This window comes from Cetobacterium somerae ATCC BAA-474, assembly GCF_000479045.1.
In the GTDB taxonomy this organism is placed as follows: domain Bacteria; phylum Fusobacteriota; class Fusobacteriia; order Fusobacteriales; family Fusobacteriaceae; genus Cetobacterium_A; species Cetobacterium_A somerae.
In genome coordinates, this window is the sequence record NZ_KI518171.1 from 91144 (window position 1) to 116913 (window position 25770).

The following is a 25770-nucleotide window of genomic DNA, read 5'->3' on the forward strand; positions in this document are numbered from 1 at the left end:
CTTGAAACACTTGATTATAGTAGCATTTTGATTAAAAAATGTCAATATTATAAACATAAAAATCTCTTTATGAAAAAAACAAATACTAAAAGGACAATATCATCCATTGATGATATTGTCCTTACTATTGACAAAAATCTTTTTATTTTAATCTACTTAATTAACCCCATTAATTTTGGTAGTGCTGTTGAAAGTTGAGGTACATAAACTACTAGTAATAATACTGCTATTATAACTGCATAGTACTTTACCATCTCTTTCATAACATCTTCCATTTTAAGTTTAGCAACTTTTACTCCAACAAACAGTGTATTTCCAACTGGTGGTGTAATATTTCCAATACATAAGTTAAATACTATGATGATTCCAAATTGAACTGGAGTCATTCCAAAAGTTTTAACTATTGGTAGGAATATTGGTGTAAATATAAGAATTGCTGGTGTAACATCCATAAATGTTCCAATGAATAGTAAAAGTACATTCATTAGTAAAAGAATTAGATATTTATTATCAGAGATTCCTAAAATCATATTAGAAATAGCTTGAGGCACACCTGTGAAGGCCATTACCCATGACATAATTGTTGAAACTCCAATTAGGAAAACAATTATTCCTGTCATCTTTGCACTCTCTTCAAATATTTTAACTAACTGCTTTACAGTTATACTTCTATAGAAGAACATAGATAGTAATAAACTATATACAACTGCTACAACAGACCCCTCTGTTGGCGTGAATATACCTTTAATAATTCCACCAATAACAATAACTATAAGTGCTAATGATGGTATAGCATCTACAAATGTAGCAAATACAACTGAAAACTTTGCTGCTGCCTTTCCTTTCATTCCTCTTTTCTTAGCTAAGAAGAAAGTTAAGATCATACAACCTAATCCCCAAAGTATTCCTGGAATATATCCAGCCATAAATAGAGCTGCAACTGATGTTCCTCCACTTACAAGCGAATAAACAATTAGTGAGTTCGATGGTGGTATTAGTAGCCCTGTTGGTGCTGTTGAGATATTTACTGTAGCACCTAAAATTGGGTCATACCCTTCCTCTTTTTCCATAGGTAAAAGTATTCCACCCATAGCAGCACAAGCTGCAACTGATGATCCAGAGATAGCTCCAAACATCATATTTGCTAAGATATTTGTTTGCATAAGTGATCCAGGTACTCTTCCAGTTAAAGACTGAGCAAAAGATACCAGTTTCTTAGCTATTCCACCTTGATTCATTATATTTCCAGCTAAGATAAAGAATGGTATAGCTATAAGTGTAAAGTTTGATATTCCAGAAAATATTCTTTGAGCTCCTGTAATAAGTGTGTTATCAAAAGCTAAAGATGGTAATATAGCTAATATAGAAGATATTCCTATACTTATAGCTATTGGGAATCCTAAAATTAGTGTAACTATCAGCACACTAAACATAATTAGAGCTGTTGTTAAAACCATTTTTACATCTCCTCCTTCAGTTTCTCTAAAATATCCTTAATATTTAGTAAAGAGTATATACAGATTATAACTCCAGATATTGGAAGTACTGCATATATATACCCCATAGATATTCTAAGAGCAGGAGTAGTTTGTGTCATAGTAAGAGCTGTAATTGCTGATCCACCTCTCACTAAAACTCCAAGTGAAAATAGAAATATTACAAGCTCACTTAAAACTCCTAGTAGACTTTGAGTTTTATTTGTAAGTTTCTCCACAAAGAAAACCATTTTCATATGGTCTCTCTTTCCAAAGATATATGCTGCTGCTAGCATTGCCATCCAAGCAAATGAGTAAGAGATTAACTCCTCAGAAACTGTACTTGGTGATTTAAAAATATATCTTGATGAAATTTGATAAGTTCCCATTAAAGTCATGAATGCAAATAGTGCCACACAAGTTCCTAGTAAAACTTTATCCAAACCTTTTCTTATGTTATTCATTCTCTTTTCCTCCTGTCATAGACTTTCCAACTTCTTGAATCTTCTCATATATTGGAACTAATTTAGGATTTGATGTCATTACCTCTTGGTGTAGTGGTAAAACTCTCTCTTGGAACGGTAACACCTCTGGATAGAAGAACTGTACGTTCATCTCCTCTTTAGCTTGTTTAATAGATTTCTCTACAGAATCTCCCCAAGCATCTCTTTGAACTCTTGAGATTATTTGGAATCCTTTATCAAAAACCTCTCTCTCCTCTGGTGAAAGATTACTTAAAAATCTCTCATTTCCAATAACTATATCAGGTACCATCTGGTGCATGTTGTAAGAGTAATACTTAGCAACTTCACCATGTTTGTTACTTGTTACAGCTAACTCGTTATTTTCCGCTCCATCTATAACGTTTTGTTGCAGTGCTGTATAAACTTCTCCAAACCCCATTGGAGTAGCTGATCCACCAAATAGTTGCATCATTCTAATATTAGAAGCACTCTGTTGAACTCTAATTTTTAACCCTTTTAAATCATCTGGAGTAAGTATTGGTTTTTTAACTGTATAGAAGTTTCTAGTTCCAGCATCTAACCAAGCTACTGCTTCAAATCCAGATTTTTTTGTAGATTTAAATATTGGATCTACAATCTCTTTATCATCCATAACTGCATGATAGTGCTCTGGACTTGTAAACAGATATGGTAAGTTAAAGATTTGATATATATCTTCAAAACTCTCTAATATTGCATTACTTGCAACAGTAAAATTAATAGCCCCTGTTTGAGTTAACTCAACTGTATTTACTTGAGAACCTAAAAGCTCATTTGGAAATATTTGAACATCATACTTATCACCAAGATTTTCCTCTATGTACTTCTCAAAAGCAAGCAGCCCTATGTTAGTAGGGTGATCTGCCGCTTGGTTGTGTGATACTCTGATGATTTCTTTTCCATTTCCTTTATTACAAGATGTAAAAAGAGCTCCCATGACAATTGCCATAGTTCCCATTAAAACCTTTTTCATTATTCTCATCTTTCTATCTCCCTTTAATTAAGATTCTTATTTTGCCTCTAAATACTTGTGTAAAGTATTTCTAACTGCATCCTCCCCAGATAGCATTTCTACAAAATAATTTTCTATTAATTCTGAAAGACCAACTTCTTCTAAGTTAACTCCAAAGATTCTATCATTTGTAAGCACAGTTTTTAGTTGCCCTTTGTAGCTCTCAGGTTTTCCAAACTCAATCCCTACTAGCTGTTCTTTAAGCATCTCTAACATTGGGTCATTACTAATTGATCTCTCTAATCCCTTATCATCCACTCCTAAAAGGTATCTAAACCACCCAGCTAACACTAGTGGAATATATTTTAATGATTTAACATCTAAATTCTCATCAGCCATGTATGACTTAATAGTCTCTCCAAATCTGATAGCTATCTTTTGAGATGTATCTGTAGCTATTCTTTCAGGTTGATCTGGAATATATGGATTTAGGAATCTCTCATCTATAACCTCATCTATAAAGGCCTTTGGATCGATTATCTTTGGACTTTCAACAACTTTTAAAGCCTCATTATAACCAACCTCTTTTATTAATCTGTTTAAATCCTCATCACTTGCAGCATCATAAATTGATTTCTTATTTAAGATACATCCAAATATTGCAAGTGTTGTATGTAGTGGGTTTAAACATGTAGTTACTTTCATTTTTTCTGTTTTCTCAACAGTTTCTCTATCTGTTAAAAATACTCCAGCTGCCTCTAGGTTTGGTCTTCCATTAGGGAATTTATCCTCAACTATAAAGTACTCTGGTATTTCAGCGTTAACAAAAGGAGCCACAAAGCTGTTTCTATTTGTAATAACTGGTGCCATATCCTCAAATCCTAACTTCTCTAAAGAGATTTGTACCTCTTCAGCTGGTCTTGGAGTGATTTTATCAATCATAGTCACAGGGTAAGATACTTTAGACTCATCTTTTAAATATGCTAAGAACTCATCTTCAACATATCCATTAGTGTTCCAAGCAGTAGCTATCTCTAAAACAGCTGCCTTTATTTTATCCCCGTTTCCAGAACAGTTATCCATACTTACTAAACTTATTGGTGTTCCATTAGTTTTAAATCTTGAGTAAAGTAGCTTTGTAATTAAAGCCATTACATGCTTTGGTGAAGTAAATCCGTTTTTGAAATCCTCTAATATAACTCCAAAATAGTTTCCTGAAGGATCCTTTAAGTTATATCCCTTTTCAGTTATTGTAAAACTAATCATCTGAAGTGAATCTTTTTTTACAATCTCCTCTAAAGTTTTGAAGTTCTCATCAGTAGCTTTTATCGACTCAACGATACTACCAATAATCTCATTTTGGAAATCTCCATTTTTATTTAACGTCGTTAAGATAGTTAAATTGTCAAATGGTGTGTAAGCTTTATCAATGATCTCAGTGTCAAAGCTCTCAGCTACAATAATCCCTGTATTCTCTAGATTTTTTTCAATTAAAACTTGTTGTACTTTCCCCATGTATGCTCTAAAGATATTTCCAGCACCAAAGTGTAACCACTTTGGCGTTTTTAAAGTTTCTTCTTTTACTGCTTCAATATCATATTTTGGTACTATTACCCCTAATGAACCATCTATGTTTTTTATATCCTTTAAGTTTAATTTCATCTCAAATCTCCTTTTGTTAATAACTATTACTTTAACTTAGAAAGAGTCTCCCAAATTCCTGTTATATAACTTGCTCCTAAAGCTCTATCATATAATCCGTATCCTGGTTTTCCTGTTTCTCCCCAAATCATTCTTCCGTGATCTGGTCTTAAATATCCATCAAAGTTATTCTTATGAAGTGCTGCCATAATCTTAACTATATCTAATGATCCACACCCTGAGTAGTGAGCTGACTCTTCAAAGCTTACTCCATCCTCAAGAAGTTTTACGTTTCTTACGTGCATAAAGTGGATTCTTCCCATTGCACTGTACTTATCTACTAATCTCTCCATGTTGTTGAAGTTAGCACATCCTAATGATCCTGTACAAAGAGTTAATCCGTTGTACTTACTATCAACTAGACTTAAGAATCTATCAACATTTTCCTCACATGTTATGATTCTTGGAAGTCCAAAGATTGGCCAAGGTGGATCGTCCGGGTGAATAGCCATTTTTACATCAGCCTCTTCAGCTACTGGAATAATCTCTTTTAAGAAATACTCTAAATTAGCCCAAAGTCCCTCTTGTCCTATACTTTTATATCCTGCAAATAGCTCTGCTAACTGCTCTTTTGTGTAACTTGAATCCCATCCTGGTAGTGATAGGTTACTATTTAATGGATCTAACGCATCAACTTGGTCCTTATAGTAAACAAGTGCTGTTGAACCATCCTCTAACTCTTTATCTAACTGTGATCTAGTCCAGTCAAATACAGGCATGAAATTATAACATATAACTTTAACTCCTGCAGCTCCTAAGTTTCTTATGTTCTGCTTGTAGTTTGCTATATACTCATCTCTTTTTCCAATACCTAACTTTATATCTTCATGTACTGGTACACTCTCTATAACATCAAATTTTAATCCAGCTTTTTCAACTGTCTCCTTTAAAGCTAATATCTTATCCATTGGCCAAACTTCTCCAACAGGAACATCATATATAGCTGTTACAATACTATCCATTGTTGGAATCTGCTTTATGTACTCCAGTTTTACTGGATCAGATTCTCCATACCATCTAAATGATAATTTCACTTTCTCCTCCTTAAAATATCTATATTAATTAAATTTCTAACTTAAAGTAGTTCTTTGCATTGATAAAACAGATCTCTTCAATCATTGCTTTTAAGATCTCCTCATCATATGGAACCTCTCCATCCTCTACCCAAGTTCCCACTAAGTTACAAAGTATTCTTCTGAAGTACTCGTGTCTTGTGTAAGATAGGAAACTTCTAGAGTCTGTAAGCATTCCTACAAATCTTCTTAAAAGTCCCAGTTGAGATAGAGCTGTCATTTGACGAATCATTCCATCCTTTTGATCGTTAAACCACCATCCAGATCCAAACTGAATCTTTCCTGGAGTATCACTATTTTGGAAGTTACCAATCATAGTTCCAAGAACTTCATTGTCCTTTGGATTTAAACAGTAAAGTATTGTTTTTGGAAGTTTTCCATCTACATCTAAACTATTTAATAACTTTGATAAAACCTCTCCATAGTTATTATCTGCTATTGAATCAAAACCAACATCTGCACCTAGTTTTTTAAACATTCTTTCGTTGTTATTTCTAAGAGCACCCATGTGTAGTTGCATTCCTAAATCATTTTTGTAATAAATCTTTCCAAGAGCTAAGAAGATCTCAGTTTTATAAATATCTGCTTCCTCTTTTGTTAAAGTCTCTCCTGCTAATCTCTTAGCGAAGATTGCCTCTATTCTATTCTCAGTATCTCTTCTATAAAAAGGTGCCTCTAAACTGTGGTCAGTTACAACACAACCATTTTCTACGAAGAACTCCACTCTTCTCTCTAAAACCTCTACTAGTTTTTTGAAAGAGTCTATCTTTTCATTTGAAACAGTTTCTAATTTTTCTAACCAGATTAGGTAATCATCTTTTTCTAAATAGATGGCCTTATCAGGTCTGAAAGTTGGAAGAACTTTTACTTTAAAGTTCTCATCCTTTAAAATCTCTTGATGAAACTCTAATGTATCAGCAGGATCATCTGTTGTACAAAGTGCCTTTACATTTGATCTCTCTACAAGTCTTTTAGCTGTAAACTCACTTGTTTTTAAAAGCTCATTAGCTTTGTTCCAGATGCTCTCAGCAGTCTTTCTATTTAATACCTCTTCTATTCCAAAGAATCTCTTAAGTTCTAAGTGAGACCAGTGGAAAAGTGGGTTTCCATAAGCGTATTCCATAGTTTCTGCAAAAGCTAAGAACTTCTCATAGTCAGTTGCATCTCCTGTAATATACTTTTCATCTACACCATTTGATCTCATAGCTCTCCACTTATAGTGATCTCCATAAAGCCAAATCTGTGTTATATTTTCATAGCTTTTATTCTCAGCTATCTCCTTTGGATTAAGGTGACAGTGATAATCGAATATAGGCATTTTTTCTGCATATTCATATAGTTTTTTACTTACATCATTTTTTAATAAAAAATCTGAATCCATAAATTTTCTCATTTAGAAACTCCTTCAAATCTTTTTGTATTAGTTGTATGCAAGTATGATAACCAATCTTTTAGAATTTGTCAATATATTTTTTTGTTCTATTTCAAGAGTTTAGTGTTCTATTTTAAACAAAAAGCACTTGAAATATAGTAATTTGAACTATACCTCAAGTGCTACATCTCAATATTTTTTTTACTTACTGCAAAAATACTCTGGATATTTTGCTTCATATTTTTTAATTACATCTTTATAATTTAGAAGATGTTTTTCAATCAGTGTATCTACATTTTTATCATCTTTATTCTTTATTAACTCTACAATTTTTATATGTTGATTTAGTGTAGCTTCAATATTAGTTTTCTCTAAAGCATCTAAAAGTCTAAGTCTATCATAGTGAGTCGATAATCTTTTAATAGCTTTCCAACTATTCTTTTTATTGTAGTGCTCAAACAGTATATAGTGAAACTCGTTATCTAAAGTGAAAAACTCATGTAGATCCCCATCAAAATTTAATATTATCTTTTGATACTCTATATTTTTCTCTAACTTCATCACTAAATCATTTACATTTTTATCACACATAGCCATTTTTAAAATTCTCTCTTCACAAGTTTCTCTAACAAAGATAGCTTCCTCTACTAAGTCATAATCTATCTTAGAAACAAAAGACCCTTTTTGAGGAAAAACTTGTAGTAACTTCTCCTCTACTAACTGTACAATAGCCTCTCTCAGTGGCGTTCTACTTACATTTAGTATCTTACTTAACTCTATCTCCCCTATTGATTCCCCTGGTTTTAAATTTAGACTCATAATATTCTCTCTCAAAACTCTATATATATACTGTCTAGTATTTTCTTTAGAATTTTTACTTACCCCTTGTAATCTCATCCTTTTCTCTCCTATAAATGTTTTTATATATTATATCAGCATTTTGTTTAAATGTATACTAGTCATACCTTTAAAATTGTATTCAATTTTTTTATCTTGAAAACAACAAAGGAAATATATTGTTTTTCTTGTATTTTAGTAGAGAAATAGAAGTTAAATCAAATTTTTCAGGAGGTTTTTATGATAGATATAGGAACGATATTTTTAGTATGTTTAATCATCTATATTTTATTCAAAAGAAGAGATCTTATTAAACTAGATTTAAGAATTCAAAGGATGCAATACATACTCTTTATAGTTTTTGTTATATTCTTGCTTTTTGTAATAAACTTCTTAGATCAAAAAATCGCTTTCATTATATCTAATCAATACCCTCAAGGTTTACTAGCTAACTATCCTCTAACAAATGAAACTCTAACTGATATTTTTAAAGGGATAACTCATCTAGGTGAACCTAATTACTTAGCTTTAGTTGCTTTTCCTGCTTTTTTATATTTTAGATATAAAAAAAATACGAAACTTCAAACTTTAATTTTAAGCGCAGTTGTTATAATGATGTTTGGTTCTTTAATCTCAACTATTTTAAAAGCTGTTTTTGTAAGAAGTCGACCATATCAAGAGTGGAATAATTTTGGCTTCTATTTTATCACAGATGTACTACAAAAAAGAGTTCCTTATAATGGAGATTATATGTCTTTCCCATCAGGGCATACTCTGGTAGCTTCTTGTGGATTCTTTTACTTAGCAATGATGAATAAAAATATTCATATGAAAATATTTTGGTCTGCTTTTCCAATATTAGTTGCTGTTTCAAGAGTTTATCTATCATATCACTGGTTAAGTGATGTTTTAGCTAGTTTACTATTTGGACTTTTCCTTGCTAAAAAGTATAGAGATAGCCTTGACCCATCCTCTTTAAATAACTTAAGCTAGGTATTTTATACCTAGCTTTTTTTGTACCATTAGAATAACTTTAATAACTCATCTCTATTCATTTTTAAAAGCTCTCGCTTCTCTCCATCTAAAACTTCACTAATAACCTTTGATTTCTCATCTTTTATTAGATTTATCTTCTCCTCAATAGTTCCCTTAGTTATAAGTCTAAATACATTTACCACATTTTTTTGTCCCATTCTATGTGCTCTATCTGTAGCTTGGTTCTCCACAGATGGATTCCACCAAGGATCAAAGTGTATAACTGTATCTGCACCTGTTAAATTTAGTCCACTACCTCCAGCTTTTAAAGAGATTACAAATATATCTCCCTCTCCACCATTGAATCTTTCCACTAAGTTTAAACGCTCCTCTATCTTAGTTTTTCCATCTAAATATAAAATATTAAACTCATCTTTTAAGTGTTCCTTTATTATACTTAACATCTCTGTAAATTGAGAGAAAAGTAGCACCCTATGTCCTCCGCTTTTAGCCTCTTGAAGTAGTTCTAAAAGAGCATCTAGCTTTGCACTCTCCCCTTTATAATCCTCAATAAATAGCTTTGGATGATTACACAGTTGACGAAGCCTTGTTAAACAAGATAGTATTTTTATAGCATCACTACCATTAGCTTCTACCTCTCTTTTATACTTTTCTAAATATCCTAAGTATAACTTTCTCTGTTTCTCACTTAATTCAACAATCACATCCTGTTCAATTTTGTCTGGAAGCTCTTTTAATACTTCACTCTTTGTACGTCTTAAAATAAATGGCCCCACAACACTTTTTAAACTTTTCAGATTATCTAAGTATCTCTTTTTAAATGTTGTATGTTTTCCAAGATACCCTGGGAAAGCAAAGTCAAATATACTCCAAAGTTCAAGTATGTTATTTTCAATAGGAGTACCTGTAAGAGCTATTTTAGTTTCACCCTTTATCTCTTTTATAGCATTTGAAGTTTTCCCCAAAATATTTTTTATATTCTGTGCTTCATCTATAACTATATTGGCAAATCCCTCTTTAAAAGGTATCATTCCATATAAATCTAAATCATTTTTTAGCACTCCATAAGTTGTTATTAAAACCTCGCCACTTTTTAGACTTTTAATAGTCTCTTCTCTCTCCCACTTTACACCTACACACATCTTTACTGTTACATTAGGAGCAAATTTTTCAAACTCACTTTTCCAGTTATAAACTAGTGATTTTGGAGCTATAACTATACTTGGCAGTTCTCTTTTTTCTAGTGCTAAATACGCTATAGTTTGTAGTGTTTTTCCAAGTCCCATATCATCAGCTAAGATTCCACCAAGACCAAGTTTTTTAAGAGTATTTAACCACTGAACTCCATAAAGTTGATAGTCTCTTAGCATAGGAAAACTCTTTTTAATAGCTAACTCTTCCTCTTTACTACTAATAGATTTTAGATTTCTGTCCATTACCTCAAACTCGCTATCTAAAACTATATTTTTTATTTTTTTTAGCGTTGAACTTAAGAAATAACTATAGTTTTTAGCTCTAGATATAACTCCAGCCTCTATCTCTTTTTTACTCACCTCTGCTATATCTAAAAGATCATTTAAATCATCTAGCTCAGAGGTATCACTTATATCTATTATTCCACCATTTTTTAAAAGGTAATACTTTTTCTTTTCACGAACTGCAGTTAAAAATCTAAGTACCTCATCTTTATCTATTCCATCTATATTAAAACTTATCTCTAAAATATCAGTGACCTTTGTTTCTACACGGTAGCTAGCAGTGGTATAACTTTTATTTTTAAACTCCTCAGAGTAATATATCTCATAGTATCTTTCTAACTCAGGTATACCCTCTACTACAAACTTATATATACTTTCAACATTTGTAATGTGATAAGCGTTGTTTTCAAAGTTATTTTGATAATCTTTTAAAACATCTTTATATAAAGAGTATCCCTCTAAAGCATTGCTTAAAATTATTGTTCCATCTAAGTCACCCTCATATATTCCATCATAGAACCTCTTAGTATAAACCTTTAATCCATAAGTATTATAGGAATCTATATATATTTTATCCTCTATCTTTTTAGGAGTATAAACCTTTTTCTTTATACTTTCTGATAACTCTAACTTTGCCATTTTTTGAATGGAGTTTATAACTACAGGAAGATTATTTTCACTAATTACCATAGTTTCACTTCTACTAGTTTTTTGACGAATTTTTTTATAAACTTCTATATCCTCACTTGAAACTCTATAAAAAATTGGAGTTCCATTGTCTAAATAAAGAAGAGTTCTCTCTCCCCTTTGAATAAAACTAGATATATTTTTAAAAGCCAGCTCTATATCACTACCAGAGTTTTTAACATCTATCTCTAATATCTCTTTTAAACTTTTTTCTTTTAAAATTATTTGGTTTCCTTCAACTAAGATATCCATTAGTCTATCAAAACTAAACTTATTACTTAAAATAGTTGAAATATTAAGTTCACCATAATAACTTTTTTCTAAAATTCCCTCATACTCCTTTAGAAAATCTAAGAACTTTTTCTCCCACCCTTGAAAGTAGTCTGTTGCAGGGTTATACTGATATGATTTTCCAAAATCAAAGGACGTTAGACCATAGGCTTTTAAAAATTTTGATAGCTTATTAGTTAACTTATAGTTTTTATCCTTTGTTACAATCTCTATATCTAGTTTAAAGTCTATATATCCCCTTATATTTTCAATTTTTGGAGTGATCTTTAAAAATATTAGATTTTTTTTCTCACCCATTGGATTTTTTAAAAAATCTAGGTGGATATCTGGTTTAGCTTTTTCTATGCTCTCTTTCTTTAATACTAAATTATATGCTGCCATAGCAACGGCTACTATATGTTTACAAGGTTTTACATTCTCTCTAAAATACATACAGCTACAATTAAAATCTAAAACTTCATCTTTACTAAAAATAACCTCAGTTTTATAGTTTAAATAGTTACTTCCCTTTACAGAGCCTTCAAGATTACGAACTCCCTCTCCGTAATACTCCTCTTCTACACCATAAAGTTTGAAGTTCCCAGCTTTTCCTCTATTATAATAGTCTTTTCCACGACTGTAAATTGTGTATCCAACTTCATTTTCTAGTCTCTTTAAAAAATCCAATTGTACCCTCCAATTTTTTTCTTTTATTTTATATTATATCACAAAACCTTTATTTCAAAAATTTATAAAAAAAGAGGCTAGATAAATTAATATCTAACCCCTTATATCTCCTCTAACATTAAATCATTTCTTACTAAATCCTCGTAAGTTTCTCTTTTAGAAACTAGATAACTACGTCCATTTTTTACAAAAACCACAGCTGGTTTTAAAGCTTTATTGTAGTTACTACTCATTGAGTGTCCATAAGCCCCTGTGCAACTAACAAGTACTAAATCCCCCTCGTCACACTTCCCTAACTTTGTATCCTTTATAATTATATCTCCAGACTCACAGCACTTCCCAGCTAAAGTCACAACTTCCTTTTTCTCCTCATTCAATCTATTCGCTACAACGCTTTCATACTTAGCACTATAAAGAGCTGGTCTTATGTTATCTGTCATCCCTCCATCTATAAAGATATACTTCTCTCCACCAAAAGTCTTCTTCTTTCCTCCCACTGTATAAAGAGTACTTCCAGCTTGAGCAACTATAGAACGCCCTGGTTCTATAGATACCTTTTCAATGGTAACCTTCTCAGACTCTAAAGTTACCTCTAAAGATTTTACAATTTTTTTCATTAATTTTTTTAGATCTACATCTGTATCCTCATCTGTATACCTAACTCCAAACCCTCCACCAAGGTTTATCTCAGGTATTTTTATATTTAACTTTTCCGAAATCTCCTTTGTGAATTTAACCATAGTTTCTATACCTTCACCAAATGCTAACTCATCAAAAATCTGTGACCCTATGTGACAGTGAAAACCTAAAAAGTTAAGTTCCTCTTTTTCTACTATATCCCTTACAATCTCAACTATATCCCTATCAAAAATAGACTCTCCAAATTTTGATGTATGTTTTGCTGTTTTTATATATTCATGAGTGTGAGCATCTATACCTATATTTAGTCTTAGCATTACATCTATTTTTTTACCTAATCTTTTACAAACATCAGCAACTCTTTTAGCCTCAAATCTATTATCTAAAATTATACTTCCTATCTCACTACCTACACACATCTCTAACTCCTCTAGAGACTTATTATTTCCATGCATATGAACTTTCTTAGGATTTATTTTAGTAGATAATATTGTATGTAGCTCCCCTGCTGAAACAGCATCTATATCTAATCCCATTTTATCAACTACTTGAACCATCCCTTTAGACAAGTAAGCTTTTGATGCATAAACAATAGTTGTTTTAAATTTGTCACTATGAAATCCCTCTTTTAAGGCTGTTATCTTTTTCTCCATAAGCTCTAAATCATATATATAAAGAGGTGTTCCATAATCTTTTTGTAGCTTTGTTACTAAAACTCCACCAATCTCTAAAACTCCATCAACATCTTTCATAGTTCCTAAGTATTTCATATTAGCTCACCCTTTTCCTTGTAGTCTTTTAAAGCTATCTTACTATATTTAAATCCTATTATAATTAAAGGTACGTTTATATACACCATCACAATATTTGTTAAATCACTTATTATCCAAATATTATCTAACTCTGCTCCTGACCAAACACATGCTACTCCAAAAGGTATGAAAACTAGTGATGAGATTAGCTTCATAATATTTAGGAAAACCTTGTTTCTTGATATCTCTGTTGCTGATACCTCTATAAAAGCTATCATTCCTAAGATAGTTGAAAAAGCAAACATTCCATAGCATAGAGCAACTAAGAACTGAATGGGTTTCTCTAACATAGTAGGAGATAATACCTTTAATGATGTTATAAAGTAACCTAATTTATCACTTCTTAAAGCCATAAAATCAAATCCATCTAAGCTCCATAGATTAGCAATTATAACTAAAAATCCTGAGATTGTACAAATTACAAAAGTATCTACAAAAACTCCAAAAGATTGAATAAATCCTTGCTCCACTGGGTGCTTTGCATCTGCTGCTGCCGCTGCCATAGTTACAGTTCCCTGTCCAGCTTCGTTAGACATAAGTCCTCTTTTTATACCTTGTTGCAGAGCAATTCCCATAGCTCCTCCAAAGATAGCTTCAGGACTAAAGGCTCCTGCAAATACAGCTGTAAAAAAGTATGGAACTTTATCTAAATTTAAAGCTATTAAAAACAGTGCTATTATAAAATATGTCACTGCCATTATTGGAACTATAAAGTCTGTTGCTAGAGCAACTCTTCTAATTCCACCAAAAATAATTACTGTTGTAACTAAGATAATAGTTAATCCTATTACAATATATAGAGTATCTGTTCTAGCATAAACACTTCCTGTGATTTGACTAGCAACTGATCCAAATGCTGTAAACATATGAAATACTTGAGATGGCAGTGTAAATAGTGCATAAAAAATATATGCCACAGCTATTACAAAACCAACAACTTTACTATTATTTAGTAATCTTCTTCCATAATAAGCTATTCCTCCAACATAATCCTCACCATTTTTCTCTTTAAAAATTTGAGAAAGAGTAGCTTCTACAAAACATGTTGCCATTCCAAAGAATGCACTAACCCACATCCAAAATAGTGCTCCAGGCCCTCCTGCTAAAACAGCTCCTGTTACTCCCATTATGTTTCCTGGTCCAATTCTTGTGGCACTACTTAGTAGAAAAGAGGCCATTGGAGATATTCCAATTTTAGTTTCATTTTTTCTTTTTAAAATATCCACACTTCTTTTAAAATATCTAATCTGTACAAAATTCAGTTTTAGTGTGAAATATAGCCCACACCCTATTAGCAGTAAAATCGCTAGTGAAAACTCACCAATTATTGGGATATTTTTATAAAACTCAAAGTTTCTTGGAAACTCCCACAGAACATCCGTTATTGGATTTAAAAAACTAAAAACATCATTTACCCTACTTAAATAACTCATATTTAATTCCCACCTTTTTCATTTTTTACAATTTTTCATATACTTTATATTTTTCCAATAAAAAAAACTACCAAAAAAATTTAATGGTAGTTTTTGTAAAATTTCACTATATGATAATATAAGAAAATTGTTTTACAACTTTGGATAGCACAACATTAGATACCTAATGACAGTTATATAGATATTCTCTATATCCCCAATAAAAATTTTGACGAATTTTTATTTCGGCAAACTCCCCTTTCAATTGACTTCAAAGCCTTGTCTAGCTCCACCAATCTACTCTTGTCCTTTGCAACCTCTACCTTGTATTTTTTATTAGACACATAATATCATACAAAAAAGTTTAAAGCAAATCTTTTTTATCACTCTCTACCTTTATTTCTATCCGAAGTATTTTTATCCTTTGAAATACAAGAGCTAACACTACTGAATATAGATGGTAAATATCTTGTACTGTAACCTAATACTGTTGCTAAAAGATACATGAAAATCTCTCTGCTGTTCTTTGTACTTACTAAATCTAGTATATTAAAAAAATTAATCTTTACTAAATAATAAGCTATTATACCAGCAATTATAGAATAAAAAGCTCTTCCTGCTGCCAGTAAAATATAGTATGGAACGAAATATGTTATTTTAAAGCTTTTTTCATTTGTTAATCTATAATTTATTGCTAAAAAACCTCCCATAAGTCCCATATTTACACTCTTCAAAATATTTTCATTTTCAACTATACTTATATAATTTTTTAATAACGAATCAGTTCTATATTTTATAAAAATAAAATACAAACTTAGACTTAATAAAGTAATCACTAGATATGTACAAAAATAAAATATTCTATTTTTATTCAAAAGTCTATCTTCTAGAGTATCATTATTACATCTAATAAACTCTTGAATCTCATCTATCTCTTTTTTACTCATATTATTTATATCTTTTTCAAGACATAAAAGTATACATTTTACAATTTTATTATAATACAACTCTCTCATCTTTTCTTTTTTTTTAGCTGTTGTAATTGAACTCCCTATTAAAATTTCGATTTTAAAAATAAGTTCTGCTATCTCACAAGAAAAAATATTATCTATAAATGTCTCTTTATTATCATTATTAAAAATGCGTATACCCGTTTCATTCTTTAATTTTAATATCTTATAATCTTTTTCTCTTATTTTTCCCTCAAAATACATTTTTTCAATTGAACTTTCATCATAAAATATATTATGCATATTTTTCCCTTCTTAATATTTTAAGTTAGACATAAATTATATTTTGTAATACTACAACTGTCCCTATCTTTAATACTAATCTCTTTATATGTTAAAATATCTTTCTTTGGTCCAAATATATCTCCTACTTTTTTTACCTCTGTAGATTTTCCACAAGCTAAAATATGCCTAACTCCATATTGACTTCCATCTAACTCCTCCTCTTTATGTTTATGCCCAAAACATATAAAGTCTACAACATCAGATAAAACTCCCATAACTTTTTGAGCATCATCCATTTTTAAAAATAGAGATCTTTCTACTGGATGATGATGAAAATAAGCAACTCTAACTTTATCAGTTTTTATATAACCTTTTAAAATATTGGCAAGTTTTTTTAATTGTCTCTCTCCCATCTCTCCAGATGCAAAATGTAATAACTCGTCATCTTTATCAATAACAGAATCAAGAGCTATATATACAACACCATTTACTTCCTCTACAATTGGATAAACATTTAATAAACCTTCATCAGTATATACTAATTCAAGTTCTAGTAAATCTTCTAAAATATATTTTTTAAAGTTTTCTTGTGACTCTTTAGTATATACATTTCCACAATATCCATAATCATGATTTCCAGGAACTATTTTTAAAATAAATCCACTTTCTTTAAATCTATTTAATAACTTTACAGCTTCTATGTATTCTTCCTTATCTCCATTGTTAGTTATATCTCCTGTTATCATAATAACTGGTTTATTCTTTAAATTTTGGTAACGTTGAAGTATATGATCTATAATAACTTTTAAATATTGATTTTCAAGATTTTTTTCGTTAGCTCCAATGTGTAAGTCACTTAAATGAATAAATTTTTTCATATATTTTACTCCTTTAAAATTTGATTTACTAAACTTGACAATATATACCTATCAGTAAAAATCATTCCTTTTTAATGAAGAGAAATATTTATTAAAATAAAAAATACGTCAAAAGTTTTGACGTATTTTTAAATTACTATTTAAATACCTTTTTTATCTTCTCAGAATAATATGTTTCCATAGCCTTTTTAGGCACACCTAAATACTTTTTCAAATCCATCTCTTTAGGATTATTTTTCATATACTCTAAAAGTGTACTTGTAAATACCAATCTTCCATCAGTATCCACATTTATCTTTGTAACTATAGATTTAGATGCCTTTTTTAGCTCTAAATCAGGAATTCCAATGGCATCTTTTATCATTCCACCATTGTCTCTAAACTTTTCAATATACTCTCCAGGAACTGAAGATGATCCGTGTAAAACAATTGGGAACTCTCCTAAAACCTCTCTTATATTCTCAAGAATATCCAGTCTTAATTTTGGATCTTCCCCTGGTTTAAATTTATGTGCTCCATGAGCAGTTCCAATAGCTATTGCCAAAGAGTCCACTCCAGTTTTTTGAACAAACTCAACTACCTCTTTAGGATTAGTAAACTTATTCTCTTCAGAAGATATCTCGTCCTCTATCCCAGATAAAATTCCTAACTCTCCCTCCACTGAGGCGTTATACTTCTTAGCTAACTCCACTACCTCTTTAGTCTTCTCAATATTTTTATAAAACTCCTCGTGAGAAGCATCTATCATAACAGATGAGAATCCATAATCTAAGCAATCCTTAATTAAATCATAGTCCTTTCCATGATCTAAGTTTAAAGCTACTCCAATTTCACTTCTTTTAGCTCTTAAATCTAAAATAGCACCCTTTACCATAAGAGGTAAAGTTTCCTTACCTATATAGTTTCTTGCTGATTCTGAAATTTGTAATATAACATCTGAATTAGCCTCATGACAAGCATTCAGTATCGCCTTTAATTGCTCTAAGTTAGCGAAGTTAAAAGCTGGTATTGAATACCCTTTTTCATTAGCTTTTCTAAACATCTCTTTTGTATTAACTAATCCTAAATCTTGAAATCTGTACTTTGCCATTTCTCCATCCTCTCGTATACGTCTTTTAACTCAGGTATTGATTCTCTTCCACCTATTTTTTCCACAGATAGTGATGCACATACTGATGAAAACTTAATTGTTTCTATAAAGTCATATCCTTTTCCTAAACTATAGACAAAAGCACCATGGAATATATCCCCAGCTCCTGTTGTATCAATAGCTTTTGTTTTAAAGGCAGGGAAGTTATATAACTCTCCATCTTTTCTATATATACACCCTTTTTCTCCTAAAGTTATAACCACAGTTTTTCCATTTAAATCTTCCAATTTAGAAAAAACCTCTCTGTAGTTTTCTTCAGTTAATCTATCCACTTTTGTGTAATCCCTTGCAAAATCCTCAGAACATATTAGATAATCAACTTTCTGGGCTAACTCTACAGTTTCCTCTTTATAACTTCCTGCATCTAAAATAGTTACAGCTTTTGGAAAAGTATCCAATGTCATTCTTGCTAACTCAATCTCATGTCCATCAAACAGTACTATCTCAGGTTCTAAAGAGTAATCTATTTTGTAATCACTTGGTATTAAGTTTTTATTTCTATGATTTAATATTGTTCTACTTCCATTTGAAGTATTAGTTATAATCATACTACATGGTGTTGTGTATCCCTCTTTAACCAAAGAGTTTTTAAGATCCACTTGAACAGATTCTAACTCTTTAACAATTAAATCACCATATAGATCTTTTCCTAAAGTTGTTATATAAGATGGAAACTCACCAAATTTTCCTAAAAGGTAGGCCGCATTACCTGTGGGCCCACCTCCCATTATTTTTGTTTCGTCAGCTTTATACTTTCTATTTTCTATAGGATACTCGTGTAAAACATAAGTTATGTCACAAGCAGAGTGTCCTACACATAATATCTTATTCATTTTAATACTCATCCTTTGCGTTTATAACTTTCACATCTTTTTTAACTATTGATGGAACTATTATAAATATAGCTAATACTAAGATTATTGCTAATATTCCAGGTGCTTTGTAAACCTCTCCAACTTTTCCAACAATAATTCCTAACACTCCAAAGTCTATATCTCCAAAAGTTGTATTTTGGAATCCAATTCCACCTAGTACAGGAAGTAGTAAAGCTGGTAGGAAAGACAGGAATAAACCGTTGATAAAGGCTCCTACAATAGCTCCTTTTCTTCCACCTGTTGCATTACCATAAATTCCTGCAGTAGCTCCACAGAAGAAGTGTGGTACTAGTCCTGGTATTATTAAAACAGCTCCCATAGCTCCTAAGATTAACATTCCAAGAACTCCACCTACAAACGATGATAAGAATCCAATTATAACAGCGTTAGGTGCATAAGTGAAGAACACTGCACAGTCAACGGCTGGTATAGAGTTTGGAATTACTTTTTGTGAAATTCCTTGGAAAGCTGGTATTAACTCAGCTAGTATCATTCTAACTCCGTTATAAACAATTGTTACTCCAACTGCAAAACTTAAAGCTGAGATTATAGCAAATACTATGTAGTTCTTTCCACCAGACAACTCTGATACATACTCAGGTCCTGCTGCAATTGCTGCAACTATGTAGAATACTAACATTGTTATTCCTGTAGAAATTGTTGTATCTCTTAAGAAGTTTAACTTCTCTGGAATTTTAATATTTTCAGTACTATCCTCAGGATTTCCAATTTTCTCTCCTATGAATGCTGCAACATAATATCCTAAAGATCCAAAATGTCCCATAGCTATTCCATCGTCATCAGTAACTAAATCAGTATATCTTTGTCCAATTGCTGGTGAAATTGCAGACCACATTCCTAAAAGTAATCCTCCAACAAGAACAAGAACTCCACCTGTAAATCCAATCTTTGCAAGAACTGCTGAGAACATACATGCTAAGAAGAAGCTGTGGTGCCCTGTTAAGAATATATACTTAAACTTTGTAAATCTAGCTATTAATATGTTTATAATTAAACCTGCTAACAGAATAAACATAGTCTCTTTTCCTAAAACCTTTTGAGCTATTGAAACAATAGCTTCGTTGTTTGGAACAACTCCTGTTATATTAAATCCCTTTTCAATCATCTTTCCTAAATAATCAAGATTTTTAACGATAAAGTCTGCTCCAGCACCTAACATAATAAAACCTAGTATTGGTTTTAATGTACCTACAATCAATTTATTAATTGGCTTTTTCAAAGCAACTAAACCTATAAAAGACATAAGTCCTAATAAAAACGCTGGATTTGTTAATATATCATTTCCTATTACACCTATCAAACCTAACATAATTTTTATTCACCCCTCAATAATCATTATTTAACTAAAGTTAATATAGTTTCTAATACATCCTCTTTTATTTTCTTTTTGTTTGTGTAACTTCTAATTGGTACAACTTTCAAATTTGTTATTTGATCTGCTAACTCCTTTATTGTTACAACTAAATCTACCTCTTTTCCAGAAACAGAGTTAAAATCACACGAGCTTACATCTGCAGTGATTCCCTCCTCTTGACATATCTCCTCAATTTTCATAGCACACATTAAGCTACTTCCAATTCCATTTCCACAAACTGTCAAAATCTTTACCATAATTCTCACTCCCTCTTTTATAGATAATTTAAAATCTCTTCTTTATTTTTAGCAAAACTCATTTTTTCAACAATCTCTTCATCATCAACTAGCTGTGACAGTTTTCTTATAACCTCAATATGAGATGAGTTATCTTTAGAAGCTAGCATAAATACTAAATTTACATTCTCTCCTAAAAAGTCCACTCCATCTTTTATCAGTAATAGCGACAGTGCTGTTTGATTAACTCCATCCTCTGGCCTTGCATGAGGCATAGCAACATTATCAGTTATCACAACATAGTTTCCTAACTTTTCAATGTTTTTTATTGCTGCTTCTATATACCTTTCCTCAATACTTTGATTTTCCAAAAGTATTTTCCCTGATTTTCTAACTGCATCTTTCCAATCTTCTACTCTTTCTAAAACATGAATATTATCTTTTAAAATACTTTTCATTATATCAGCCCTTTTGTTTTTTTTTAGTATACTGTAATTATATAAGGAACACATATTAAAATAAAGAGGCTATTTTTTTCATCTTTTCAAAAAAAAACTAGTCTCTAATAAAGAGACTAGCCAATCTATCTATTTAATATTTTTATAAAATCTTCCTGTTTTTTAATTCTTTTTATATCCTGTAAAAAACTCTCCTCATTTGAAAGATCCACTAATTTTATGAAGGTTTCTAAATGGTCATTGTTATTTTTAGAGGAAAACATAATAAGAGTTGAGATCTTCTCATTTGTTGGTAGTAAAACTGGAGTTTTTAAAGTCATAACTGAAAAACCAGTTTCAAATACATCTCCTTTAGTTCTAGCATGAGGGAATAGAGTTTCTGTTCCTAAAACCATATATGAACCAAACTCCTCTATAGACTTTATTGAGTTTTCAATATAGCTCTCTTTTATAATTTTATCATTTAAAAGTAGTTGGCCAACTTTTCTTATAGCCTCTTTCCAATCTTTAACCTCTTGGTTTATTAAAACTCTATCTCCTATATAGTCAAAAATTGTATTCTTTTCTTGAAAGAAATCGTCTATTAAGTACTCATCAAAACTATTTTTCAAGTTGTTTCTTAACTCTTTCTCATCAAAACCTTTACAACTTTCCTTAACAACCTCTATTAATTTAGTCATAGATATTTTTTTTGAGCTTTTATGAATACCTATTGCTTCTATTTTTCTTTTATCCTCTTCTGTTAAAATAGGATTTAATTTTAAAACTATTCTATCCTCTAAATCTCCTTTTACATCCACTGTTGTCAAAATAAGGTCTATATCATTTTTAGAAACTACCTTATCTATTAGATACTCTGGAATTATATCTACAATCTCTAGGTGATAGTACTGATTTAGTTGTTGGGCTAATAGTTTAGATGTTCCATAACCTGACCCGCAAACTAAAACTACTCTTTTCTTTTTACTTTTTATTTTATTTCTATCTATTGCAGCTTTAAAATGGATAACTAAAAAGGAGATTTCATCCTCTGTAAATGTAAGATTCATCTTATCCTCTATCTTTTTCAAAACTGCCTTTGTTATATTAAAGTAGTTTGGATAACTTTCTAAAACTTCTTTATATATTGAGTTTTCTAACTCTATCTTATTTTTTATTCTGTATATTGTAGGTTTTATATGATTTAATAACCCCTCTAATAAAAGTTTATCTTCAGCGATGTTCTCTTTTATATAACTGTTAAAATCTAATATCATCTCTTTTAACATAATCTCTATCTCTACCCAGTTATCATAGTATGAGTAGTTAAGATTATATGTGTTACTTCCTAAAAAGTAGTCAGTTATTTTTAGATACTCTATCTCTTCTAGTTCAATCTCATACCACTCTTCAAGTATTGATGAAGCTTTTTTTATGCATCTATACTCTTTTGTCTCTGATAGAAATTTCTCATTTTTTATTTCATTTAATCTATGATCTCTCATATTCATATATAAACCTATTCTTAAATAGTTTATTATTATTTTATAAGCTTCATCAGAGATTATTATATTCATTAACTTTTGACAATAGTTTATAAACCTTTTTATTCCATCTTTTTCTATTTTTTCAAAAAAGTTTTCTTTTAAATAATCTTTTAAGAAAATTGAGTTACTTTTAGAGATGTTATTTAAAAGTTTTAAAAAAGAGATTCTTATATTCTCCTCTTTTCCATCTAACTCCAATCCCTTTTTAGGTTTTATATTTAGTGATAATCCATAGCTATCTAAAAAAATTTTTACCTCTTTAAAGTGTGTTTTCACTGTTGTTGGACTTATATCTAGCTCTATTCCAACTGATTTTTGGTTTATCTCTCTATTTAAAAAGATATTTAATAGTATATACATCTCTCTTTCTTGAATAGATAGAGAATGTGTCCCATTTTTTTTGATGTTCTCAAACACTATCTCCCAACTACTGTGTTTTAAACACCCTTTTTCAATTACTATTTTAGGTTGGTTACTTTCCCCTAGAAACTCATTTAGTTTCTCTAGCTCATAACGTAAACTTCTTTCTGACACACTGAACTGTTGACTAATTTTACTTAAATGAAACTCATTTTTATCTAACATATATTGAAATATTTCTACTAATTGAGATGCTTTCATTTTTCCCCCATTTTCTCCTATTTGTTCATTTTCTAATAATTATAGTATAACAAAATTTTGTGTAATTTAAATAGAGAAAATAAGTTATTCGTTAAGAGTTAATCAACGCTATGATTAAAATAACACTCCTTATTCCATCTCTTTTTTCTTTCCATCTTCAGATATATTTTTTCAAAAGATCTTTCAGGTTAAATAACTTTTATAGAATTTAACTTAATTTTTTATATTTATAGGCAAATTGATTTAATTTTTCTTTTAATTCACCATCTTTTACTACGTTCAATATATTTTCAAAATGTTCGTTAACAGGTTTTATTTCAGAAAAATATATATCTAATATATCTTCAAATTCCTCTTTACCAGATACACTCCCATCTTGCAAAATACTTTTTAAACTTAAAACTTTTCCTAAAGGTGCTACATAATTTTGAATTTCTTCTATTTCAATTTGATAAATTTTAATCAAATTTTCTATATATACTTCAAGCTTCTCCTTATCTAAATTTTTTCTTAAAATATTAACTATACTTTCTTCTGAACTAATTTTCAATTCTTTTTCTAGCTTTAGCACTTCATACCTTAAATCAAATAAGTTATTAATTGAATAATTTTCAATTTTTAAAAGTTTTAGTTTTATTCCTTTTTTTTCTGTAAGTTCTTTTAATAAACACAAATATTTTTCTTTAAGTTTTGGTTCTGTATTACAAATATAATTATGATAATACAATATTTCTTCAAGATATTTTTCAATTTTAATTCCTATTATATTTTTCTCGACAATGTTCTTTGCCTGATCTCTTATATCTGTTCCTGTATCAAAATAATCCCTTCTTATAATTTTATTTGCTATTGCTTCATCTCCCTCAGAAGGCATCAATTCATCTAGTTCTTCACCTTCTAAATTGGGTAATAAAAAATAAAATAATGATGATAATAACATATATTTTTTATAAATATCATCACTTATTTCTGAAATATAAACATTTTCATAACTTTCGATATTTACATTAAATCTATTTATAACTTGTTCATAAATTCTCGGATTATGAAAATTATTAATATTTTCTAATTTTCCAAATTTCTTTAATCGCTTTTCTTTGACTTCCTCTAATTTATCAACAATAAAATATAAATCAATATTTTCTTCTAATTTTTTCTTTAAAAACTCTTCGTATAAAATATCTTCAATAGGTATTTCTTTTAAATCTATTCTATGAATAAAAAATTTATCTATATATCCTTCTGGTATTCCTAAAGTTTTTATTTTTTTAGTATCTAACAACATAATCACTTTAATTTTTCTAAAATCATTCAACTCATGAAAAAAGCTAATTACTTCTATAAAGACATCTTTTTGATTTATTCTTTCTAAATTATCAATCACAACTATTATTGAATTTTTAAAACGTTCTATGAAACTTTTAAATTCTCTTTTTAAATTTTCACTAGAATTTTCTTTTAGAAGTAGTTTACCTAATCCTAAAGGAAACTTTGTAAGAATCGGTTCTAGCATAACTAAATAATCATAACTATCTCCTACTAAAAATCCATTTTTTTTTGCTAACATCTTTAAATCTTTAAAGAAGGCTTTCATTAATTTTTCTCTAGTTCCATATAATAAAGCATCATATTTTAGAATATCATATTTATTTTTATCTGATTCTAATACTGTACTTATAAAAAATGTTTTTCCAATTCCCCAGTCACCATCAACTAAAATAGAAGAAACTAAATCTTCTTCCAACAAATACTTCATTTTTTTTCTTGCTAACTTTCTACTTGGGTATAAGCTATCTATAGTTTTTTCACGATGTTCTATCTCCTTATCACAATCCTCTTCAAATATTCGATATATTAATAATAATATTCCTATAGACATTAATCCTATAATAAATTCTCTGTTAAATACCATGATAACATTTTTCACTATTTGTTCCTGAGATAATTGTAAGCCCTGTAAAAATCCTGTTATATAAATAAATTTTTGTAACAATGATATTGTCTTCACACTTATCCATTCTTTATCTATTTCATTTTTATATTTTAAAATAAAGGTTATGTAAACTATAAAACCTAAAATAATAATACATAATCTTCCTAATATATTTATATTAAATTGTGTATTGAAAATAAGATAATCTTGGATATTTATAAATTTACTAACTGCAACTTTGCTTTCTGTTATTTGCGGAACTATAAATCCACTTACTGTTGCCACAAGATAAAAAAAGATATATTTAAAAATATAGTATATTCTCTCTTTTCTACTCATAGTTAAAAATATATTTCTAGTATTTACTTCTTCTTCTTTTATTTTAATTTTTTCCATATTTATCGTATTCCCATTGTCTTTTTAACTCTTTCGCAAGTTCATCTAGTTCTTTGTTCTCAGTTGGTTTTTTTTCTTCTTTAATTAAAAAATCAATTAACTGATACTCAGGAAATTTTAACATTTTTTTTATGAGGTCATCTTCTCTTTTCTCTATTATTTCTTTGAATAATTTTATCTCATAATATAAAAT

Annotated in this window: 21 protein-coding genes and 1 riboswitch; of the genes, 1 reads left to right on the top strand and 20 read right to left on the bottom strand. The window is 29.8% G+C overall.

The window, feature by feature from the left end:
- Positions 1 to 152: 152 nt before the first annotated feature.
- From HMPREF0202_RS08435 to HMPREF0202_RS08465, 7 genes are all read right to left on the bottom strand, one after another.
- Positions 153 to 1457, bottom strand: a complete 1305-nt coding sequence (locus HMPREF0202_RS08435; RefSeq protein WP_023050465.1) for a TRAP transporter large permease — start codon at positions 1455 to 1457, stop codon at positions 153 to 155.
- A 2-nt stretch (positions 1458 to 1459) separates the two neighbouring features.
- Complete coding sequence (locus HMPREF0202_RS08440; protein WP_023050466.1) at positions 1460 to 1939, bottom strand: TRAP transporter small permease; 480 nt, start codon at positions 1937 to 1939, stop codon at positions 1460 to 1462.
- Entirely contained in the window at positions 1932 to 2960 is a 1029-nt protein-coding gene (locus HMPREF0202_RS08445; protein WP_023050467.1) for a TRAP transporter substrate-binding protein, read from the bottom strand. Before HMPREF0202_RS08445 ends, HMPREF0202_RS08440 begins: the two co-directional genes overlap by 8 nt.
- Positions 2961 to 2987: 27 nt before the next feature.
- Positions 2988 to 4592 (bottom strand): mannitol dehydrogenase family protein, encoded by a 1605-nt coding sequence (locus tag HMPREF0202_RS08450; RefSeq protein WP_023050468.1) that lies wholly within the window; start codon positions 4590 to 4592, stop codon positions 2988 to 2990.
- 26 nt (positions 4593 to 4618) lie between these two features.
- Positions 4619 to 5665, bottom strand: a complete 1047-nt coding sequence (uxuA, locus tag HMPREF0202_RS08455) for a mannonate dehydratase (protein WP_023050469.1) — start codon at positions 5663 to 5665, stop codon at positions 4619 to 4621.
- Positions 5666 to 5693: 28 nt separating this feature from the next.
- Complete coding sequence (gene uxaC, locus HMPREF0202_RS08460; RefSeq protein ID WP_023050470.1) at positions 5694 to 7097, bottom strand: glucuronate isomerase; 1404 nt, start codon at positions 7095 to 7097, stop codon at positions 5694 to 5696.
- 180 nt (positions 7098 to 7277) lie between these two features.
- Positions 7278 to 7973, bottom strand: coding sequence for a GntR family transcriptional regulator (locus HMPREF0202_RS08465; protein WP_023050471.1), 696 nt, complete (start codon positions 7971 to 7973; stop codon positions 7278 to 7280).
- A gap of 180 nt (positions 7974 to 8153) precedes the next feature.
- Here HMPREF0202_RS08465 and HMPREF0202_RS08470 point away from each other — a divergent pair, with 180 nt between their 5' ends.
- On the top strand, positions 8154 to 8906 hold the full coding sequence (locus HMPREF0202_RS08470) for a phosphatase PAP2 family protein (protein WP_023050472.1): 753 nt from the start codon (positions 8154 to 8156) through the stop codon (positions 8904 to 8906).
- 29 nt (positions 8907 to 8935) lie between these two features.
- Here HMPREF0202_RS08470 and HMPREF0202_RS08475 read toward each other — a convergent pair whose 3' ends face one another.
- From HMPREF0202_RS08475 to HMPREF0202_RS15330, 13 genes are all read right to left on the bottom strand, one after another.
- A complete protein-coding gene (locus HMPREF0202_RS08475) occupies positions 8936 to 12031 on the bottom strand; it encodes a DEAD/DEAH box helicase (RefSeq protein WP_023050473.1) in 3096 nt (1031 codons plus the stop codon).
- Positions 12032 to 12132: 101 nt separating this feature from the next.
- A complete protein-coding gene (gene lysA / locus HMPREF0202_RS08480; RefSeq protein ID WP_023050474.1) occupies positions 12133 to 13440 on the bottom strand; it encodes a diaminopimelate decarboxylase in 1308 nt (435 codons plus the stop codon).
- A complete protein-coding gene (locus HMPREF0202_RS08485) occupies positions 13437 to 14915 on the bottom strand; it encodes an alanine/glycine:cation symporter family protein (protein WP_023050475.1) in 1479 nt (492 codons plus the stop codon). Before HMPREF0202_RS08485 ends, lysA begins: the two co-directional genes overlap by 4 nt.
- Positions 14916 to 15052: 137 nt before the next feature.
- Positions 15053 to 15224, bottom strand: a riboswitch (Lysine riboswitch).
- 53 nt (positions 15225 to 15277) lie between these two features.
- On the bottom strand, positions 15278 to 16147 hold the full coding sequence (locus HMPREF0202_RS08490) for a hypothetical protein (RefSeq protein ID WP_023050477.1): 870 nt from the start codon (positions 16145 to 16147) through the stop codon (positions 15278 to 15280).
- 20 nt (positions 16148 to 16167) lie between these two features.
- Complete coding sequence (locus tag HMPREF0202_RS08495; protein WP_023050478.1) at positions 16168 to 17007, bottom strand: metallophosphoesterase family protein; 840 nt, start codon at positions 17005 to 17007, stop codon at positions 16168 to 16170.
- A 136-nt stretch (positions 17008 to 17143) separates the two neighbouring features.
- On the bottom strand, positions 17144 to 18097 hold the full coding sequence (locus HMPREF0202_RS08500; protein ID WP_023050479.1) for a ketose-bisphosphate aldolase: 954 nt from the start codon (positions 18095 to 18097) through the stop codon (positions 17144 to 17146).
- Entirely contained in the window at positions 18070 to 18990 is a 921-nt protein-coding gene (locus HMPREF0202_RS08505) for a carbohydrate kinase family protein (protein ID WP_040406973.1), read from the bottom strand. Before HMPREF0202_RS08505 ends, HMPREF0202_RS08500 begins: the two co-directional genes overlap by 28 nt.
- Position 18991: 1 nt before the next feature.
- On the bottom strand, positions 18992 to 20362 hold the full coding sequence (locus tag HMPREF0202_RS08510; RefSeq protein ID WP_023050481.1) for a PTS ascorbate transporter subunit IIC: 1371 nt from the start codon (positions 20360 to 20362) through the stop codon (positions 18992 to 18994).
- Positions 20363 to 20388: 26 nt separating this feature from the next.
- Positions 20389 to 20664, bottom strand: a complete 276-nt coding sequence (locus tag HMPREF0202_RS08515; protein ID WP_023050482.1) for a PTS sugar transporter subunit IIB — start codon at positions 20662 to 20664, stop codon at positions 20389 to 20391.
- A gap of 17 nt (positions 20665 to 20681) precedes the next feature.
- A complete protein-coding gene (locus HMPREF0202_RS08520) occupies positions 20682 to 21101 on the bottom strand; it encodes a PTS sugar transporter subunit IIA (RefSeq protein ID WP_245576457.1) in 420 nt (139 codons plus the stop codon).
- 125 nt (positions 21102 to 21226) lie between these two features.
- The gene (locus HMPREF0202_RS08525; RefSeq protein ID WP_023050484.1) at positions 21227 to 23248 is read right to left on the bottom strand and encodes a BglG family transcription antiterminator; all 2022 of its coding nucleotides are present in this window, start codon (positions 23246 to 23248) and stop codon (positions 21227 to 21229) included.
- 208 nt (positions 23249 to 23456) lie between these two features.
- Positions 23457 to 25577 (bottom strand): P-loop NTPase fold protein, encoded by a 2121-nt coding sequence (locus tag HMPREF0202_RS08530; protein ID WP_023050485.1) that lies wholly within the window; start codon positions 25575 to 25577, stop codon positions 23457 to 23459.
- Positions 25564 to 25770, bottom strand: a 207-nt coding sequence (locus HMPREF0202_RS15330) for a hypothetical protein (RefSeq protein ID WP_023050486.1), incomplete at its 5' end; no start/stop codon positions are given. The genes HMPREF0202_RS15330 and HMPREF0202_RS08530, both read right to left, overlap by 14 nt.

Coding starts and splice junctions, on each gene's coding strand:
- HMPREF0202_RS08490 (WP_023050477.1), bottom strand. CDS start 16,147: ATGCATAATATATTTTATGATGAAAGTTCAATTGAAAAAATGTATTTT.
- HMPREF0202_RS08525 (WP_023050484.1), bottom strand. CDS start 23,248: ATGAAAGCATCTCAATTAGTAGAAATATTTCAATATATGTTAGATAAA.
- HMPREF0202_RS08485 (WP_023050475.1), bottom strand. CDS start 14,915: ATGAGTTATTTAAGTAGGGTAAATGATGTTTTTAGTTTTTTAAATCCA.
- HMPREF0202_RS08450 (WP_023050468.1), bottom strand. CDS start 4,592: ATGAAATTAAACTTAAAGGATATAAAAAACATAGATGGTTCATTAGGG.
- HMPREF0202_RS08445 (WP_023050467.1), bottom strand. CDS start 2,960: ATGAGAATAATGAAAAAGGTTTTAATGGGAACTATGGCAATTGTCATG.
- HMPREF0202_RS08470 (WP_023050472.1), top strand. CDS start 8,154: ATGATAGATATAGGAACGATATTTTTAGTATGTTTAATCATCTATATT.
- uxaC (WP_023050470.1), bottom strand. CDS start 7,097: ATGAGAAAATTTATGGATTCAGATTTTTTATTAAAAAATGATGTAAGT.
- HMPREF0202_RS08500 (WP_023050479.1), bottom strand. CDS start 18,097: ATGGCAAAGTACAGATTTCAAGATTTAGGATTAGTTAATACAAAAGAG.
- HMPREF0202_RS08530 (WP_023050485.1), bottom strand. CDS start 25,577: ATGGAAAAAATTAAAATAAAAGAAGAAGAAGTAAATACTAGAAATATA.
- lysA (WP_023050474.1), bottom strand. CDS start 13,440: ATGAAATACTTAGGAACTATGAAAGATGTTGATGGAGTTTTAGAGATT.
- HMPREF0202_RS08440 (WP_023050466.1), bottom strand. CDS start 1,939: ATGAATAACATAAGAAAAGGTTTGGATAAAGTTTTACTAGGAACTTGT.
- HMPREF0202_RS08510 (WP_023050481.1), bottom strand. CDS start 20,362: ATGTTAGGTTTGATAGGTGTAATAGGAAATGATATATTAACAAATCCA.
- HMPREF0202_RS08435 (WP_023050465.1), bottom strand. CDS start 1,457: ATGGTTTTAACAACAGCTCTAATTATGTTTAGTGTGCTGATAGTTACA.
- HMPREF0202_RS08505 (WP_040406973.1), bottom strand. CDS start 18,990: ATGAATAAGATATTATGTGTAGGACACTCTGCTTGTGACATAACTTAT.
- HMPREF0202_RS08515 (WP_023050482.1), bottom strand. CDS start 20,664: ATGGTAAAGATTTTGACAGTTTGTGGAAATGGAATTGGAAGTAGCTTA.
- HMPREF0202_RS08520 (WP_245576457.1), bottom strand. CDS start 21,101: ATGAAAAGTATTTTAAAAGATAATATTCATGTTTTAGAAAGAGTAGAA.
- HMPREF0202_RS08465 (WP_023050471.1), bottom strand. CDS start 7,973: ATGAGATTACAAGGGGTAAGTAAAAATTCTAAAGAAAATACTAGACAG.
- HMPREF0202_RS08495 (WP_023050478.1), bottom strand. CDS start 17,007: ATGAAAAAATTTATTCATTTAAGTGACTTACACATTGGAGCTAACGAA.